The 16,649-nt window shown below is 66.1% G+C and carries 14 protein-coding genes; 6 read left to right on the top strand and 8 right to left on the bottom strand.

The window, feature by feature from the left end; genetic code table 11:
* The first annotated feature begins 5 nt into the window (after window positions 1-5).
* Window positions 6-1,955 (top strand): multinuclear nonheme iron-dependent oxidase, encoded by a 1,950-nt coding sequence (locus KVG96_RS18170; RefSeq protein WP_217893322.1) that lies wholly within the window; start codon window positions 6-8, stop codon window positions 1,953-1,955.
* 60 nt (window positions 1,956-2,015) lie between these two features.
* Here the strand turns inward: KVG96_RS18170 and emhC are convergent, their stop codons facing one another.
* From emhC to emhA, 3 genes are read right to left on the bottom strand one after another with little or no spacing between them, the layout of a single operon-like run.
* Window positions 2,016-3,476, bottom strand: coding sequence for an efflux RND transporter outer membrane subunit EmhC (gene emhC, locus KVG96_RS18165; protein WP_085581715.1), 1,461 nt, complete (start codon window positions 3,474-3,476; stop codon window positions 2,016-2,018).
* A complete protein-coding gene (emhB, locus tag KVG96_RS18160; protein ID WP_085581717.1) occupies window positions 3,473-6,637 on the bottom strand; it encodes an efflux RND transporter permease subunit EmhB in 3,165 nt (1,054 codons plus the stop codon). The genes emhC and emhB overlap by 4 nt, the downstream gene beginning before the upstream one ends.
* A gap of 3 nt (window positions 6,638-6,640) precedes the next feature.
* A complete protein-coding gene (emhA, locus tag KVG96_RS18155) occupies window positions 6,641-7,798 on the bottom strand; it encodes an efflux RND transporter periplasmic adaptor subunit EmhA (RefSeq protein ID WP_085581719.1) in 1,158 nt (385 codons plus the stop codon).
* A gap of 267 nt (window positions 7,799-8,065) precedes the next feature.
* Between emhA and KVG96_RS18150 the strand changes: the two genes are divergently transcribed.
* Entirely contained in the window at window positions 8,066-8,698 is a 633-nt protein-coding gene (locus KVG96_RS18150) for a TetR family transcriptional regulator (protein ID WP_217893321.1), read from the top strand.
* 243 nt (window positions 8,699-8,941) lie between these two features.
* Here the strand turns inward: KVG96_RS18150 and KVG96_RS18145 are convergent, their stop codons facing one another.
* From KVG96_RS18145 to KVG96_RS18135, 3 genes are read right to left on the bottom strand one after another with little or no spacing between them, the layout of a single operon-like run.
* Complete coding sequence (locus tag KVG96_RS18145) at window positions 8,942-9,991, bottom strand: alkene reductase (protein ID WP_085581723.1); 1,050 nt, start codon at window positions 9,989-9,991, stop codon at window positions 8,942-8,944.
* 31 nt (window positions 9,992-10,022) lie between these two features.
* A complete protein-coding gene (locus KVG96_RS18140; protein ID WP_217893320.1) occupies window positions 10,023-11,189 on the bottom strand; it encodes an MFS transporter in 1,167 nt (388 codons plus the stop codon).
* A gap of 34 nt (window positions 11,190-11,223) precedes the next feature.
* A complete protein-coding gene (locus KVG96_RS18135; protein WP_085581727.1) occupies window positions 11,224-11,526 on the bottom strand; it encodes an ArsR/SmtB family transcription factor in 303 nt (100 codons plus the stop codon).
* A gap of 169 nt (window positions 11,527-11,695) precedes the next feature.
* Between KVG96_RS18135 and KVG96_RS18130 the strand changes: the two genes are divergently transcribed.
* A complete protein-coding gene (locus KVG96_RS18130; protein WP_217893319.1) occupies window positions 11,696-12,274 on the top strand; it encodes an acyl carrier protein phosphodiesterase in 579 nt (192 codons plus the stop codon).
* Between the two features lie 108 nt (window positions 12,275-12,382).
* On the opposite strand, the gene KVG96_RS18125 is transcribed toward KVG96_RS18130, so the two are convergent.
* Both KVG96_RS18125 and olsB read right to left on the bottom strand, forming a co-directional pair.
* Window positions 12,383-13,177, bottom strand: a complete 795-nt coding sequence (locus KVG96_RS18125) for a lysophospholipid acyltransferase family protein (protein WP_217893318.1) — start codon at window positions 13,175-13,177, stop codon at window positions 12,383-12,385.
* Window positions 13,177-13,932 (bottom strand): L-ornithine N(alpha)-acyltransferase, encoded by a 756-nt coding sequence (olsB, locus tag KVG96_RS18120; protein WP_217893317.1) that lies wholly within the window; start codon window positions 13,930-13,932, stop codon window positions 13,177-13,179. Before olsB ends, KVG96_RS18125 begins: the two co-directional genes overlap by 1 nt.
* A 153-nt stretch (window positions 13,933-14,085) precedes the next feature.
* Here olsB and KVG96_RS18115 point away from each other — a divergent pair, with 153 nt between their 5' ends.
* From KVG96_RS18115 to KVG96_RS18105, 3 genes are all read left to right on the top strand, one after another.
* Window positions 14,086-14,964 (top strand): acyl-CoA dehydrogenase family protein, encoded by an 879-nt coding sequence (locus KVG96_RS18115; RefSeq protein WP_217893316.1) that lies wholly within the window; start codon window positions 14,086-14,088, stop codon window positions 14,962-14,964.
* A gap of 210 nt (window positions 14,965-15,174) precedes the next feature.
* Window positions 15,175-16,251, top strand: a complete 1,077-nt coding sequence (locus KVG96_RS18110; protein WP_217893315.1) for a serine hydrolase domain-containing protein — start codon at window positions 15,175-15,177, stop codon at window positions 16,249-16,251.
* Complete coding sequence (locus KVG96_RS18105; protein WP_217893314.1) at window positions 16,248-16,553, top strand: amidase; 306 nt, start codon at window positions 16,248-16,250, stop codon at window positions 16,551-16,553. The genes KVG96_RS18110 and KVG96_RS18105 overlap by 4 nt, the downstream gene beginning before the upstream one ends.
* The last annotated feature ends 96 nt before the right edge of the window (window positions 16,554-16,649 follow it).

Below are 16,649 nucleotides of genomic sequence, written 5' to 3'. Positions count from 1 at the left end.
CGACCATGACGCTATTCGATGCTTCGCGGTTTCCCGAGGCAGGGGTGGGGCTGGAGTACCACTTGCCCAAGCGGCAGGATGCGGATCACGGCCTCGATCCGGTGCTTGAGCGGATCCTCGCCGAAGGGCTGCCGCATTTCGATTACCTGGAGTTCCAGCCGACCCACAGCATCCTGCAGCCGCGCCTGCTTGACGTCGGGGCGCAGACGCCGAGCCTGCTGCATTCCTCCAGCCTGTCGCTGGGCAGCGTGGGGATCGCGATGGACCGTGAGTTCCTGCGCATGACCCGGCGCCTGTGCGACGCGACCCGCTCGCCGTGGCTGGCCGAGCACATTTCCTGGTCGCGCTTTCATGGCGGCGACACCCGGCATTTCATCTTGCCGACCTTGGCCAAGGAGGTGGCCGACACCGTGGTGGCCAATGCCCTTGAACTGCAGGCGCTGACCGCCACGCCGCTGGTGCTGGAGAACGCGCCGCGTCTGTTCGCGCTGGCCGACGCGGCGGAGCAGTCCGAAGGCGAGTTCATTTCGGGCGTGGTGGCGCGCAGCGGCGCGGGGTTCCTGCTGGATCTGGACAGCGCCCTGGCCACGGCCCGGGCCCAGGGCTACGACTTCAAGGATTACCTGCGTTCGCTGCCGCTGGACCGGTTGATCGAGATCCACACCGGCCATCCGCGACGGGACTGGGATCTGCTCAAGGAGCTGTTTGCGCGGTCTCCGGTCAGGGCGGTGACTCTGGAGTGGGACATCGACGACAAGGCCGGGGATGCGCAACTGGAGACGCTGGTGCGCGACCTCAAGCGACTCAAGCCCAAGGCGCTGTTCTGGCAGGGACGGGAGCGGCCGGCCGAGCCGCCGGTGCCGGCCCCGGAGCCCGGTGATCTGCTCAAGCTGCGCGACAGCGTATGGTTCAGCGTCGGCGCGTCGACGTTCGTCGTGCATGACCGGCGCACCGGCCTGAGCCTGGAGTTCTGCCTGACCTTGCTGCCGCTGCTGAACCATTTCATGACCCCGCGCACGCTGGAGAGCGCCCTGATGCTGCCGGGGGTGCTGCGCAGTCCGGCGCAGGACAACAGCCTGGCGTTCCTCGGCGCCCTGGTCAGCCAGGGCATCGTGCAGCCGGTGGGGCGCCTGGCCGACTCGGGGCGCAGGCAGGCGCACCGGCTGTGGTCGCGCTGGGAGGCGGCGCTGGAGTTCTACCTGAGCACCCGCACGGGGTTGCAGACGCCTTACGTCAGCGTCGTCGAACTGGAGGCCGAGCTTGAGCAGAAAGCTTCGCAGCAACGCCAGCCTTCGTCCTTCAAGGACTATCACTCGCACCCGTTCATCGCCCTGGAGAACCCGCTGCTGGCGCCCGCCGAGGCCATCGCCGGCGCCACGCTGCTGGATTCGCTGTGCGCCCGGCGCACGGCCCGGGCCTTCAGCGACGCACCGCTGACGCCGACGCAATTGTCCCTGCTGCTCTATTACACCTGGGGTATGACGGCGATGGAGCCCAACGGCATGGGCGATTTCTTCCTCAAGAAGACCTCGCCTTCCGGCGGCTCGCTGCAAGTCACCGAGGTGTACGCCGTGCTGATGAACGTGCAGGGGTTCGAACGGGGGCTTTATCACTATTCGGTGCGCCGTCACGGGCTGGAGCTGATTTCGCGGGAGGATCCGCGCACCTGGATCAGCGAAGCCTGCGGCGGGCAGCCCTGGGTCAGGGACGCGGCGGCGGTGTTCGTGTCCACGGCGCGGGTCGAGCGGCTGGCCTGGAAATACGAGTTCAGCCGGGCGCTCAGGGTGGCGATGATGGACGCCGGGCACCTGAGCCAGACCTTCTCCCTGGTGGCCACGGCCCTGAACCTGGGCTGCTTCACCACCGCCGCGTTGCGCGACGAGATGTTCGAGAACCGCCTGGGGCTCGACTATCTGGAAGAGCCGGTGTTCCTGCTCAACGGCGTGGGTGGTTGAACAAGGCCCGTACAGCGAAAAGCCCACCGAATGGTGGGCTTTTCGTTTATCGCAGCGCGGTCAGAACAGCTTCATCTTCGGCGCTTCTTCCTTGAGCGGCTCGTTCTGCGCGGTCTGCGCATTCCAGCCGCCGCCCAGGGCCTTGTACAGGTTGACCGCACTGGTCAACTGCGCGAGGCGGTCGGTGATCAGCGCCTGCTGCGCGCTGAACAGCTGACGCTGGGCGTCGAGGAAGGTCAGGTTGCTGTCGACGCCGATGCGGTAGCGACGCTCGGCCAGGCGGTAGTAGTCCTGGTTGGCGGCGACGAAGTCACGCTGGGCCTGCAACTGCTCGGTGTAGGTCTGGCGGGCGGCCAGGCCATCGGCGACTTCCTGGAAGGCCGTCTGGATGGACTTCTCGTAGTTCGCCACGCCGATGTCCTTCTGGATCTTGGCGGCGTCGAGGCTGGCGCGCAGGCTGCCGGCGTTGAAGATCGGCAGGTTGATCTGCGGCTGGAACAGCCAGGTGCCCGAACCGCCCTTGAACAGGCCGGACAGGTCCGGGCTCAGCGTGCCCGCGTTGGCGGTCAGGCTGATGCTCGGGAAGAACGCCGCACGGGCCGCGCCGATGTTGGCGTTGGCCGCCTTCAGGTTGTACTCGGCCTGAAGGATGTCCGGACGGCGTTGCAGCAGGTCCGACGGCAGGCCGGCCGGCACGTCGCTGAGCAGGTCATCCGACAGCGGCCGGGCCGCCTGCAGGTTGGCCGGGATGCCGGTGCCGAGCAGCAGGGTCAGGCTGTTTTCGTCCTGGGCCACCTGGCGGGTGTAGCGGGCCAGTTGCGCACGGGCGTTTTCCACCGAGGTGCGCGACTGGGCCAGGTCCAGCGCCGAGGCCACGCCGACTTCGTTGCTGCGGCTGGTCAGCTTGTAGCTTTCTTCGAAGGCGGCGAGCGTCTCCTGGGTCAGCTTGAGCAGTTCCTTGTCGGCCTGCCAGGTCAGGTAGGCGTTGGCCACGCTGGCCACCAGGCTGATCTGGGTGCTGCGGCGCGCCTCTTCGGTGGCGAAGTACTGCTGCAGCGCCTGTTCGCTCAGGCTGCGCACCCGGCCGAACAGGTCGAGTTCGTAGGCGCTGATGCCGACGGTGGCCGAGTAGGAACTGTTGATGGACGCTTCGCCGGTCTGCGAGGCCCGGGCCGGGACGCGCTGGCGGCTGCCGCTGGCGTTGGCCGAGACCGCCGGGAACAGGTCGGCGCGCTGGATGCGGTACTGGGCCGCATAGGCGTCGATGTTCAGCGCCGCGACGCGCAGGTCGCGGTTGTTCTCCAGCGAGACCTGGATCAGCTGCTGCAGGGCCGGGTCATGGAAAAACTGCTTCCAGCCCTGCTCGGCGGCGGCCTGGGCCGGCGCCTGGGCCGGCGAATACGCCGGGCCCTGCGGGTACTGGCCGGCAATCGGCGCTTCGGGTTGCTGATAGTCCGGTATCAGCGAGCAACCGCTCAGCACGAAGGCGGCGACTGCGATGGAGAGTAGCGACTTGCTCATTGGCCAGCCTCTTTAGGGGTTTCTGTGGCGTCATCCTTGCCGGCGTTTTTGCGCTGGCCCATGGACGACACGGTGACGAAGAACAGCGGTACCCAGAAGATCGCCAGGATCGTTGCGGTGAGCATACCGCCGATCACGCCGGTACCGATCGCATGTTGACTGCCGGAGCCGGCGCCGGTGGAGATCGCCAGCGGCACCACGCCGAGCACGAAGGCCAGCGACGTCATGATGATCGGCCGCAGACGCATGCGGCAGGCCTCGATGGCCGCGTCGCGCAGACTGCGCCCTTGCTCGTGCAGCTCCTTGGCGAACTCGACGATCAGAATGGCGTTTTTAGCCGCAAGACCGATGGTCGTCAACAGACCCACCTGGAAGTACACGTCGTTGGACAGGCCGCGCAGGCTGGTGGCCATCAGCGCACCGATGATCCCCAGCGGCACCACGAGCATAACGGCGATCGGGATCGACCAGCTCTCGTACAGCGCCGCCAGGCACAGGAACACCATCAGCAGCGACAGGGCGTACAGCGCCGGCGCCTGGGAACCCGACAGGCGTTCCTCGTAGGACAGGCCGGTCCAGGAGATGCCCACGCCGGCCGGCAGTTTCTTGGCGATGGCTTCGACTTCGGCCATGGCTTCACCGGTGGAGTAGCCCGGCGCCGGGGCACCGAGGACTTCGATCGCTTCCACGCCGTTGTAGCGCGCCAGCTTCGGCGAACCGTAGATCCACTGGCCCTTGGCGAACGCGGAGAACGGAACCATGGTGCCGGCGGCGTTGCGCACGTACCACTTCTTCAGGTCTTCGGGGTTCATGCGCGAGTCGGGACGGCCCTGCACGTACACCTTCTTCACCCGGCCGCGGTCGATGAAGTCGTTGACGTAGCTACTGCCCAACGCGATCGACAGGGTGTTGTTGATGTCGGCGATGGTGATGCCCAGCGCACTGGCCTTCTCGTCGTCGATCTCGAGCTGGAACTGCGGCTCGTCGTTCAGGCCGTTCGGACGCACCTGGGTCAGCACCTTGCTCTGCGCCGCCATGCCGAGGAACTGGTTGCGCGCTTCCATCAGTTTTTCGTGGCCGATGCCGGCGCGGTCCTGCAGGAACACGTCGAAACCGGTGGCGTTGCCCAGCTCCAGCACCGCCGGCGGGGCGAAGGCGAACACCATCGCATCGCGGAAGGTGAAGAAGTGCTGCTGGGCGCGGGCGGCGAGCTTGAATACGCTGTTGTCGGCGTTACGTTCGTGCCACGGCTTGAGCATGATGAACGCCATGCCCGAGCTCTGGCCACGGCCGGCGAAGTTGAAGCCGGTCACGGTGAACACCGACGCCACGGCGTCGCCTTCGCCGCCGTCCTTGCTCGGACGCAGCAGGAACTCACGCATTTCGTCCACCACCACCTGGGTGCGCTGGGCGGTCGAGCCGGCCGGGGTCTGCACCTGGGCGAACAGGACGCCCTGGTCTTCTTCCGGCAGGAACGCGGTCGGAATGCGCGAGAACAGCCAGATCATGCCGACCACGATCAGCAGGTACGCCAGCAGGTACGGCGCCTTGCGCTGCAGGATGTTACCGACGCCGCGCTCGTAGCTGCGCACGCCGCGGTCGAAGTTGCGGTTGAACCAGCCGAAGAAGCCTTTCTTCGGCGCGCCGTGCTCACCGTGCGGAATCGCCTTGAGCATGGTGGCGCAGAGCGCCGGGGTGAAGATCAGGGCGACCATCACCGACAGGGCCATGGCCGAGACGATGGTGATCGAGAACTGCTTGTAGATCACACCGGTGGAGCCGCTGAAGAACGCCATCGGCAGCAGCACCGCCGACAGCACCAGGGCGATGCCGACCAGGGCGCCCTGGATCTGGCCCATGGACTTCTTGGTCGCTTCCTTCGGTGACAGGCCTTCTTCGCTCATCACCCGCTCGACGTTCTCCACCACGACGATGGCGTCGTCCACCAGCAAGCCGATGGCCAGCACCATGCCGAACATGGTCAGGGTGTTGATGCTGAAGCCGGCGGCGGCGAGGATGCCGAACGTGCCGAGCAGCACCACCGGCACGGTCATCGTGGTGATGACGGTGGCGCGGAAGTTCTGCAGGAACAGGAACATCACCAGGAACACCAGCACGATCGCCTCGACCAGGGTTTCAACCACACCCTTGATCGATTCGGTCACCACCGGGGTGGTGTCGTACGGGAACACCACTTCCATGCCTTGCGGGAAGAACGGCTTGAGGTCGTCGATCGTCTTGCGCAGGGCCTTGGCGGTGTCCAGGGCGTTGGCGCCGTTGGCCAGCTTGACCGCAAGGCCAGAGGCCGGGCTGCCGTTGAACTGGGCGCTGATCGAGTAGTTCTCGCCGCCCAGGCCGACGTCGGCGACGTCTTTGAGGCGAACCTGGGAGCCGTCCTTGTTGACCTTGAGCAGGATTTCCTTGAACTGCTCGGCGGTCTGCAGACGGGTCTTGCCGATGATCGTGGCGTTCAGTTGCTGGCCTTGCACGGCCGGCAGGCCGCCCAGCTGACCGGACGACACCTGGACGTTCTGCGCCGCGATGGCGGTCTTCACGTCGACCGGGGTCAGGTTGAAGTTGTTCAGCTTGGCCGGGTCGAGCCAGATGCGCATCGCGTACTGGGCGCCGAAGACCTGGAAGTCACCTACGCCGGCGGTCCGCGAGATGGGGTCCTGCATGTTCGACACGATGTAGTTGGACAGGTCGTCCTTGGTCATGCTGCCGTCGCGCGACACCACACCGATCACCAGCAGGAAGTTCTTCACGGCCTTGGTGACGCGGATGCCCTGTTGCTGCACTTCCTGCGGCAACAGCGGGGTGGCCAGGTTCAGCTTGTTCTGGACCTGCACTTGCGCGGTGTCGGAGTTGGTGCCTTGCTCGAAGGTCGCGGTGATGGTCATGCTGCCGTCGGAGTTGCTTTCCGACGACACGTAACGCAGGTTGTCGATGCCGTTGAGCTGTTGCTCGATCACCTGCACCACGGTGTCCTGCACGGTCTGCGCGGACGCACCCGGGTAGGTCACCTGGATCGCGATGGCGGGCGGCGCGATGCTCGGGTACTGGTTGATCGGCAGCTTGAGGATCGAAAGGGCGCCGACCAGCATGATCACCAGGGCGATCACCCAGGCGAAGATCGGGCGGTCGATAAAGAATCTTGACATGGATTACTCCCCTTTGCCGCCGGCGGCCTTGTCGGCTGCCTGAGCGGGGGCCGGGTTCTTCGCGCCGACGTTGGTCGCTTCGGTCGGGTTGACCACCGCGCCCGGACGCACGAACTGCAGGCCTTCGGTGATCAGGCGGTCGCCGGCCTTCAGGCCGTCTTCGACCAGCCACTGGCTGCCGACGGTGCGGCTGGCCTTGAGCTGGCGCAGCTCGACCTTGTTGTCGGCGCCGACGACCAGGGCGGTCGGGGTACCCTTGAGGTCGCGGGTCACGCCTTGCTGCGGCGCGAGGATCGCGGCGCTGTTCACGCCGGCCTGCAACTGGGCGTGGACGAACATGCCCGGCAGCAGGGTGTGTTCCGGGTTCGGGAACACGGCGCGCAGGGTCACCGAACCGGTGGTCTGGTCCACCGACACTTCGGAGAATTCCAGCTTACCGTCGAGCTTGTACTGGCTGCCGTCTTCCAGGGTCAGCTTGACCGCGGCGGCGTTGTCGCCGGCCTTCTGCAGGCGACCGCTTTCCAGTTCGCGGCGCAGTTCCAGCAGTTCGACGGAAGACTGCGTCACATCGACGTAGATCGGATCCAGCTGCTGGATCGTCGCCATCGCGTCGGCCTGGGCGTTGCTCACCAGCGCGCCTTCGGTCACCGAAGAGCGGCCGATGCGGCCGGAGATCGGCGCGTAGACCTTGGTGTAGCGCACGTTGATCTGCGCGCTCTGCAAGGCGGCTTCCGATTGCAGGCGGTTGGCCACGGCGGTGTCGTATTCCTGGCGGCTGACGGCTTGTTCGTCGACCAGCTGCTTGTAGCGGTCGGAGATCGACTTGGTCGAACGCAGGTTGGCTTCGGCGCTTTTCAGGGTCGCCTCATAGACCGACGGATCGATCTGATACAGCTGCTGGCCGGCCTTGACGTCGCCGCCTTCCTTGAACAGACGTTTGAGAATGATGCCGTTGACCTGCGGGCGGACTTCGGCGATGCGGAACGCACTGGTGCGCCCCGGCAGTTCCGAGGTCAGGGTGAAGGTCTGGGGTTGCAGGGTGACGACGCCGACCTGAGGAGGAGGGGCGGCGGGCGCCGCCTCTTCCTTTTTGCATCCGCTGAGCAGCGATGCCAGGGCGACGGCAGTGACCAGAGCGGTAACAGCTGGCTTGAATTGCATGAAGATCCTCGGGTCAGGCGCGCAAAAAGCGCACAAGAAAGGTGGAAGGGTAAAAAAGGGATGCCGGGTGGATAAGTAGCTTGCTAAGGAATATACTTACGTTCATGGTTGTTTGTAAACACCTTGACTGCGTACCCACCCTGTTACAAAAGTCGTCGCAAGGTTCGAAATTGTAGGCCGGGGCAGTCGATCCACGAGAGATCACCCCCTTTTTATTCAGCGGATATTCAGCCATCCCTGAAACATCCTGTTTGAGGTTTTACTGCCATGGTCCGTCGCACCAAAGAGGAAGCTCAAGAGACCCGGAGCCGGATACTCGAAGCGGCCGAGCACGCGTTCTACGAGCGCGGCGTGGCCCGCACGACGCTGGCCGACATCGCGACGCTGGCCGGTGTCACCCGCGGCGCCATCTACTGGCATTTCAGCAACAAGGCCGATCTGCTCCAGGCCATGCTCGACACGTTGCGCGAGCCGCTGGACGAGCTGGCCAGGGCCAGCGAAAGCGAGGACGAGGTCGACCCGCTTGGCTGCATGCGCCAGCTGCTGGTTCATTTGTTCCATCAGATCGCGCTGGATCCCAAGACCCGGCGCATCAACGAGATTCTCTTTCATAAGTGCGAGTTCACCGATGAAATGTGCGACCTGCGCCAGCAGCGTCGGGCGGCCAGCCTCGAATGCAACGTAGGCATCGGGCTGACCCTGAGCAATGCGGTCAAGCGCGGGCAGTTGCCGGCCGACCTCGACACCGCCCGGGCCGCCATCGCGATCCATGCCTACATCGACGGTCTGCTGTATCAGTGGCTGCTGGCGCCGGACAGCTTCGAGCTGCAGGCCGAAGCCGAACGCTGGGTCGATGCAGGGTTGGACATGCTGCGCCTGAGCCCCGCCCTGCGCAAATGAAACAAAATGCGTATTTGGATCAGCGTGTGTCAATCAAGGAGGCCGATGAAGATCCCTGTTCACGGGCCCCGCTGCCATGGAGTGCCTTTATATACGCCTGCGGCGGGGGTTGATACATAGCGGGCTACGTATTTTGTAGGGATTTTGTTGTGCACCTGTGAAGGTGTGTGAGGCGCGTGGCGAACGCGCAAGAAAAAGCCCCGACTCGTCAGAGTCGGGGCTTTTGCGTTTCTGCGGTGCGGCTTACAGGGTCGGGTAGTCGAGGTAGCCGACCGCGCCCTTGCCGTAGAACAGTTCCGGACGCGGCTCGTTCAGCGGCGCGTCAGCCTTCAGGCGGGCCGGCAGGTCCGGGTTGGCGATGAACGGGACGCCGAAGGCCACCGCGTCGGCCTTGCCGCTGGCCAGCCACTGGTTGGCGCTGTCCTTGGTGAAGCGCTCGTTGGCGATGTAGGCGCCGCCGAAGGCTTCCTTGAGCTGCGGGCCGAGGCTGTCGGCGCCTTCCTTCTCGCGGGAGCAGATGAACGCGATGCCGCGCTTGCCCAGTTCACGCGCCACGTAGGTGAAGGTTTCGGCGAGGTTGTCGTCGCCCATGTCGTGGGAGTCGGCGCGCGGCGCCAGGTGCACGCCGACGCGGCCGGCGCCCCAGACGTCGATGGCGGCGTCGGTCACTTCCAGCAGCAGGCGGGCACGGTTCTCCAGGGAACCGCCGTACTGGTCGGTGCGCTGGTTGGTGCTGCTCTGCAGGAACTGGTCGAGCAGGTAGCCGTTGGCGCCGTGGATCTCCACGCCGTCGAAGCCGGCGGCCTTGGCGTTCTCGGCACCGGTGCGGTAGGCCTCGACGATCTCGGCGATCTCATCGGTTTCCAGGGCGCGCGGGGTGACGTAGTCGGACAGCGGACGCACCAGGCTGACATGGCCTTTTGGCTGCAGGGCGCTCGGGGCGACCGGCGTTTCGCCGTTCAGGTACGACGGGTGGGAGATCCGGCCGACGTGCCACAGCTGCAGGACGATCTTGCCGCCGGCGGCGTGCACCGCTTTGGTCACGTTGGTCCAGCCGCGCACCTGGTCGTTGGACCAGATGCCGGGGGTGTCCGGATAGCCGACGCCCATCGGGGTCACCGAGGTGGCTTCGCTGAGGATCAGGCCGGCGGAAGCGCGCTGCACGTAGTACTCGGCCATCAGCGCGTTGGGCACGCGGCCTTCGTCGGCGCGGCAGCGGGTCAGCGGCGCCATGATGATGCGGTTGGACAGTTCCAGGTCGCCCAGTTTGATCGGATCGAAAATCGTTGCCATGAGATACAACCCTCGTGAGGTGAAAAGTGAGTCAGTTTGCAGCCGGTGCCAGTTCGGGATTGCCGTTCTGGCGGAAAGTGATCAGGGTCGCCAGCAAGGCGAGCACGGCCAGCGCTGCGGCGGCCAGGGGCACGCTGGTCAGGCCGTAGCCGTGGGCGATGACGCTGCCGCCGACCCAGGCGCCCAGGGCGTTGCCGACGTTGAAGGCGCCGATGTTCAGGGTCGAGACCAGGTTCGGGGCCGCCTTGCCGAAGGTCACCACGTTGACTTGCAGTGCCGGTACGGCCGCGAAGCAGGCGGTGGCCCAGAGGAACAGGGTGATTTCGGTGGGGATCAGCGCGACGCTGGTCCAGGTCAGCACGGTGGAGGCCGCGGCCATGGCGACGAACACGCCGATCAGCGTGGCGGCCAGGCCCTTGTCGGCCAGCTTGCCGCCGATGATGTTGCCGACGGTCAGGCCCAGGCCGATGAGCATCAGCGTCCAGGTCACGCCGCGGGGCGAGACGCCGGTGACTTCGCCCAGCAGCGGCGCGACGTAGGTGAACAGGGTGAACACCGAGGCGGCGAACAGCGCGGTCATGCTCAGCGACAGCCAGATGCCGGCGCCCTTGAGGGCGGCGAGTTCGGCGCGCATGTCGAGCTTTTCCTCGTCGCGCTTGGCCGGCAGGAAGCGGATCAGGCCGAGCAGGGCGACGACGCCGATCAAGGTCACGGCCCAGAAGGTCGAGCGCCAGCCGGCTTCCTGGCCGAGGGCGGTGCCCAGCGGCACGCCGAGGACGTTGGCCAGGGTCAGGCCGGTGAACATCAGGGCCACGGCCGAAGCGCGCTTGTTGGCCGGCACCAGGTTGGCCGCCACCACCGAGCCGATGCCGAAGAAGGCGCCGTGGCACAGGGCGGTGATGACCCGTGCCAGCATCAGCACGTTGTAGTCGCTGGCCACCGCACACAGCAGGTTGCCGACGATGAAGATGCCCATCAGCGCGATCAGCGCGGCCTTGCGCGGCAGGCGGGCGGTGGCCAGCGCCATGAACGGCGCGCCGATGGCCACGCCCAGGGCGTAGCCGGTCACCAGCCAGCCGGCGCCGGGGATCGACACGCCCAGGTCGGCCGCCACATCGGGCAGCAGCCCCATGATGACGAACTCGGTGGTGCCGATGGCGAAGGCGCTCAAGGCGAGTATGAGAAGCGGGATGGGCATCGTGATTTCCTTTTGGGCCGGCTGACGTTAAGGGTCAGAGCTCTTTGCCGAGTGTTTCGAGGAACGCCTGGATCACGTCCTCGTTGCGTTTGAAGAAGTGCCACTGGCCGACCTTGCGGCTGCTGACCAGGCCGGCGCGCTGCAGGGTCGCCAAGTGGGCGGATACGGTCGACTGCGACAGGCCGCAGCGTTGGTCGATCTGCCCGGCGCAGACGCCGTGCTCGTTGCTGTGGGACTGGTCGGGAAATTCGACGGTCGGGTCTTTCAGCCAGTGCAGGATGTCTCTGCGTACCGGGTGCGCCAGGGCTTTTATGATTTCGTCGAGGTTGAGGTTCATGGTCGGGTGCTCGTGACGTGTAGCGTTATATCGCGATGAGGCGAACTTTAAATCGGAATTTCGCGATATACCAATATGATTTCGATCTGACGACCGCATAAATCGGTATATCGGGTTATAACGATATTGTGGTTGTGATCCAGCAAAGGAGCAGTGCTAAGCTGCGCCCATGAACTATCTCGCACATTTGCACCTCGGAGGCCAGCGCCCCGGACAATTGCTCGGCAGCCTGTACGGCGATTTCGTCAAAGGGCCGCTGCAAGGGCAGTACGCGCCGGAGATCGAGGCCGCCATCCGGCTGCACCGGCAAATCGACGTGTTCACCGACCGGCACCCGCTGGTGGGGACGGCGCTGGACCGCTTCGCCACGACACGGCGGCGCTACGCGGGCATCGTCCTCGACGTGTTCTTCGACCATTGCCTGGCCCGTGACTGGACGCTGTACGCGGATCGGCCGTTGGAGCACTTCACGTCGGATGTCTACCGCACGCTGTCCGGCGAACGGCACTTGCCCGAGCGCCTGGCGAAGATCGCGCCGTACATGGTGGCCGACGACTGGCTGGGGTCGTACCGGGAGTTCGAGGTGCTGGAGCAGGTGCTGCGGGGGATTTCCCGGCGGCTGAGCCGGCCGGAGGAACTGGCGGGGGCGATGGACGAGCTGCGGCGGCTGTACGAGCCGTTGAGCGAGGATTTCGCGCGGTTCTATCCAAGGCTCCAGGACTTCGCGCAGACCCCGCCGGCATCTTGATCACTCTGTAGGAGCCAGCCTGCTGGCGATAGGGCCGGATCAGTCACATAGGCATCGACTGACGGGCCTCCATCGCCAGCAGGCTGGCTCCTACAGGGGCGAGTGGCCTCAAGCGGCAATCAGGTCGCCGGCACGACTCGGTTCGACCGGCTTGGACACATCGCCGAACAACGCCTTCTGCACCGCCTGCTGCGCCTCGAACGCCAGCGCCGCGCGCTCGCGCCCCTGGCAGGCGATCGGCTTGAGCAGGTGGATCTCCACCTCGCCGCAGTCATGGCTGAACAGGCGCATCAGGTGCGACAGCAGGTCATCGTCACCGATGAACGGCGCCAGCGGGTCGATGTGGCCATCGCGCAGGTAACGGATCGCCACCGGTTGCAGCTTCACCTCGGAGTCGATGGCCGCCGACAGCAGGCGCCCGTGGAAGGTGCGCAGCGAACGGCCGTCGGTGGTGGTGCCTTCCGGGAACATCAGCAGCGGATGTTCGGAATGCAGGTGACGGGTCATCTGTTTGCGGATCAACTGGCTGTCGCCCGAACCGCGGCGGATGAACAGGCTGCCGGCCTTGGCGGCCAGCCAGCCGGCCACCGGCCAGGTGCGCACTTCGGCCTTGGACAGGAACGACAGCGGCGTGAGCATGCCCAGCAGCGGAATGTCGGTCCACGACACATGGTTGCTGACCCACAGCATCGGCTGCTTGGGCAGCTCGCCGAGGACGGTCACGCGAAAGGGCAGGGCGTTGCTCAGGCGCGCCATGAAAAACCGCGACCAGCGCTGCCGGCGCACCATCGAATGGGCCAGGCCCAGCCGCTCGAACACCCCGAACACGCTGGCCATGCACAGGCCCAGCGCGACCACCAGCAGCACCCGCGCGATCCGCGCGTACACCCGCAGGCGGCCCATCACACGGCCGCCTTGAAGTGCTTGGCGTAGCGCGGGCAGAGTTCGTCGCGCTTGAGCAGGATGAACACGTCGGCCACCTGGAAGTCTTCGTCCCAGCACGGCTCGCCGCAGATCTTCGCGCCCAGGCGCATGTAGGCCTTGAGCAGCGGCGGCATCTCGGCGATCACGTTGGAGGGGATGTCCAGCGACGGCAGCGGATTTTTCGGTTCGGCGCGCAGGTGCTCGGTGCACAGGTAGCGTTCGCGCAGGCGCTGCATGATCGCGTGGGCCTGCACGCCGCCGTCCTGCATCGGGATGCTGGCGCAGCCCATCAGGTAGCTGTAGCCGCCCTGGTTCAGCACTTCGGCCAGTTCGCCCCAGAGCACGGCGATGGTGCCGCCGTTGCGGTAGGCCGGATCGACGCAGGTGCGGCCGATCTCCAGGATCGGGCCCTGCAGGCCGGCGAGGCCGTGGAGGCTGAATTCTTCTTCGCTGTAGAAGCGGCCCAGGCTGCTGGCGGCGGTGTGGTCGAGCAGGCGGGTGGTCGCCACCAGGCGTCCGGTGTTCAGGTCACGCACGCCGATGTGGCTGCAGTGGACATCATAGTCATCCATGTCCAGACCCAGCTCCGCGCCCTTCAGCTTGGCGTTGAATTCGCCGCTGAACACGTTGAAGCGCAAGGCCTGGGCTTGCTGCAAAGCCTCGGCGCCGATCAGGCGTTCGGCTTGCAGGCGGCGTTCATTGCCGGTTTCGCTGATGCGGGCGATCTGAGTCATGTGAATCTCCGTACGGGCCGTTCACCCGTCAAGGGTTGCAGCCGATCGACTTTCTTTATGCCGCCGTGTTGGGCAAAGTCAGGCTATGTAGCCCCGGTGTCATCGCCATGAATGTTTGGTGATGCTTGTATGACAGCCCTCAAGGAGCCTCCTATGCCCTGGCCGACCCTGCTTGAATGCCGTGAACGAATGCCCGCCGTCCCTGACCTGAGGGAAGGTTTCGCGATGCTGCTGCATCAGTTGGGCAGCGTGACCCCGTTCGAACTGGCGGTGGCCGGCGGGCGGCGGATGGCCACGCCGGGGCTGGCGTTCCTGGTGGGCTACCAGGCGGCCCTGCGCATGCTCTGGCCGAGCGCGCCGCCCGGCCTGGGCGCCCTGTGTGCGACCGAACGGCGCAGCCTGCGCCCGGCGGACATGCAGACCCGGCTCACGGACCTGCGCCTGGACGGGCGCAAGGATTTCGTCACCGCCGGCGCCGCCGCCGACTGGCTGCTGGTCGCTGCGCGCAGCGAGGCGCCGGGTGAGGCGCCGAGCCTGAGCCTGGCGGTGGTGTATCCGGACGAGCCCGGTGTGCGGGTGGAAGCGCTGCCGGCCCTGCCGCTGATGCCGGACGTCAGCCACGGTCGCCTGCATCTGGAGAACGCAGGCTGCGAATTGCTTGCCGGGGATGGCTGGGACGCTTACGTGAAACCGTTCCGCACCCTGGAGGACATCTACGTGCTGAGCGCGATGACCGCGTGGCTGTACGGCGTCGGCCAGGACTGCGGCTGGCCGCAGGTGCTGCAACTGCGCTGGGTGGCGCTGCTGGCCGGATGCGCCGAAGCCAGCCGGCTACCGCCGGACAGCCCGGCGGCGCATGTGGTGCTGGGCGGACTGTTCGCCCAGTTCGACGCGCTCAAGCCTGAGCTGGATCATGCGCTTGCCCAAGGGGCGCCGGAGTGGGCGGCGATGTGGGCGCGGGACCGGTCTGTCATGCAACTGGCGGCAGAGGCACGGGCCAAGCGCTTGGCCAAGGCCTGGGCGGCGGGCTGACCGGCCTTAAACCAGACACCCTGCAGGAGCCAGCCTGCTGGCGATAGCGGTCTGGCAGACACCTCAATGCGATGTGTCGCCGTCATCGCCAGCAGGCTGGCTCCTACAGTTTTCTGCGGTGACCGCTGGCTCTGCATCAGGCCACCGTCCATCGCCAATCTGTCATCAATGCCGGCTACCCTCGTCGGGTTCATCCCCAGAGCCCCTGCCATGTTCAAAGGCCTGTTCTTGTGTCTGCTGCTGATCAGCCTTGCGGTGCGCGCCGAGGAGTGGCCGACCGACCCGCAAGCGACCGGCCCGGCCGTCGAGGCCCTGGAGGCCTACGCCTTCCCGCCCCGTGACGACGGCACCCGCCAGGGCGTCCGCACCGATGCCTTGCTGGTGATCCGTGACGGTCGATTGGTCTATGAGCGCTACGCCGGCCCGACCACCGCCGACACCCCGCACCTGACCTGGTCGATCAGCAAGAGCCTGATGGCCACGCTGCTGGGGGTGGCCTACGGCGAAGGCCGGTTCCGCCTCGAAGACCCGGTGTCGAAATACTACCCGGCGCTGGAGCGGCACCCGGCCCTCACCCTGCGCGACCTGCTGCACTGGGCCTCAGGCCTGGACTGGCAGGAAGACTACGAATACGCGCCGCTCAAGTCCTCGGTGGTGGCGATGCTCTACACCCGCGGCCATCGAGACATGGCCGCGTTCGCGGCAAGTCATGAAGCCTATGCCGCACCGGGCAAGGCGTTCCGTTATTCCAGCGGCGACAGCAACCTGCTGGCGGCGGCGCTCAAGGGCATCGTCGGTCCGCAGCGCTATGCGGACTATCCCTGGACCGCCCTGTTCGAGCCGCTGGGCATCCGCCGTGCCGTGTGGGAGACCGATGCCGCCGGCACTTTCGTCGCTTCGTCGTATGTCTACCTGACCGCCCGCGACCTGGCGCGGATCGGCCTGCTGATGGCCCGGGACGGGCGCTGGGGCGAACGGCAATTGCTGCCCGCCGAATGGGTCGCCTTCAACCGCACCCCGTTCGCCGGCTACAAGGCCGGCCAGGACGAGGCCGTGCCCGGCGGCCACTGGTGGCTCAACCTTGCGGCGGACGGCGCGCCGTCGCCTTGGCCGGACGCGCCGCCCGACACTTTCGCCGCCCTCGGCCATTGGGGGCAGGCCTTGTATGTGATCCCGAGCGCGAACCTGGTGATCGTGCGTTACGGCGACGACCGCGACGGCCGCTACCGGCACAACGAACTGCTCAAGCGGACCCTCGCGGCATTCGCCGGGACGGTGCGGCCATGAAGCTGCTCAAGCGTGTGTTGCTGCTGGCGTGCGTCGCGCTGCTGGGCTGGGGCTGGCTCGAGCGCCAAGCGCTGTGGGCCTTCCCGGACATCATCAGCGCCTACACCGCCAAGGAATACTGCTCGTGCCGGTACGTGATGAACAACGACGCCGCGTACTGCCGCGGGTATGTGAAGCAGTGGCTGGCCACCAGCGCCTTTGCCGACGAGCCGTCGAGCAAGACCGTCACCGCAAGCGGCCTGGGCCGCAGCAACAGCGCCCGGTGGATGGGCGAGCGCCAGGGCTGTCGCTTGGCGCCCTGATGATGTGAGCTCCAAGCTACAAGCTACAAGCTACAAGCTACAAGCTACAAGCTACAAGCTACAAGCTACAAGCTACAAGCTACAAGCTACAAGCTA

The sequence above is a fragment of the Pseudomonas ekonensis genome, assembly GCF_019145435.1.
Classification (GTDB): Bacteria; Pseudomonadota; Gammaproteobacteria; order Pseudomonadales; family Pseudomonadaceae; genus Aquipseudomonas; species Aquipseudomonas ekonensis.
Note: the sequence above shows the minus strand (reverse complement) of the source record. Positions and strands in the feature narration are given on the sequence as shown.

What these genes read in the sequence shown, in the direction of transcription:
- KVG96_RS18170 (WP_217893322.1), top strand. Translation starts at nt 6, where the DNA reads ATGACGCTATTCGATGCTTCGCGGTTTCCCGAGGCAGGGGTGGGGCTG.
- emhC (WP_085581715.1), bottom strand. Translation starts at nt 3,476, where the DNA reads ATGAGCAAGTCGCTACTCTCCATCGCAGTCGCCGCCTTCGTGCTGAGC.
- emhB (WP_085581717.1), bottom strand. Translation starts at nt 6,637, where the DNA reads ATGTCAAGATTCTTTATCGACCGCCCGATCTTCGCCTGGGTGATCGCC.
- emhA (WP_085581719.1), bottom strand. Translation starts at nt 7,798, where the DNA reads ATGCAATTCAAGCCAGCTGTTACCGCTCTGGTCACTGCCGTCGCCCTG.
- KVG96_RS18150 (WP_217893321.1), top strand. Translation starts at nt 8,066, where the DNA reads ATGGTCCGTCGCACCAAAGAGGAAGCTCAAGAGACCCGGAGCCGGATA.
- KVG96_RS18145 (WP_085581723.1), bottom strand. Translation starts at nt 9,991, where the DNA reads ATGGCAACGATTTTCGATCCGATCAAACTGGGCGACCTGGAACTGTCC.
- KVG96_RS18140 (WP_217893320.1), bottom strand. Translation starts at nt 11,189, where the DNA reads ATGCCCATCCCGCTTCTCATACTCGCCTTGAGCGCCTTCGCCATCGGC.
- KVG96_RS18135 (WP_085581727.1), bottom strand. Translation starts at nt 11,526, where the DNA reads ATGAACCTCAACCTCGACGAAATCATAAAAGCCCTGGCGCACCCGGTA.
- KVG96_RS18130 (WP_217893319.1), top strand. Translation starts at nt 11,696, where the DNA reads ATGAACTATCTCGCACATTTGCACCTCGGAGGCCAGCGCCCCGGACAA.
- KVG96_RS18125 (WP_217893318.1), bottom strand. Translation starts at nt 13,177, where the DNA reads ATGGGCCGCCTGCGGGTGTACGCGCGGATCGCGCGGGTGCTGCTGGTG.
- olsB (WP_217893317.1), bottom strand. Translation starts at nt 13,932, where the DNA reads ATGACTCAGATCGCCCGCATCAGCGAAACCGGCAATGAACGCCGCCTG.
- KVG96_RS18115 (WP_217893316.1), top strand. Translation starts at nt 14,086, where the DNA reads ATGCCCTGGCCGACCCTGCTTGAATGCCGTGAACGAATGCCCGCCGTC.
- KVG96_RS18110 (WP_217893315.1), top strand. Translation starts at nt 15,175, where the DNA reads ATGTTCAAAGGCCTGTTCTTGTGTCTGCTGCTGATCAGCCTTGCGGTG.
- KVG96_RS18105 (WP_217893314.1), top strand. Translation starts at nt 16,248, where the DNA reads ATGAAGCTGCTCAAGCGTGTGTTGCTGCTGGCGTGCGTCGCGCTGCTG.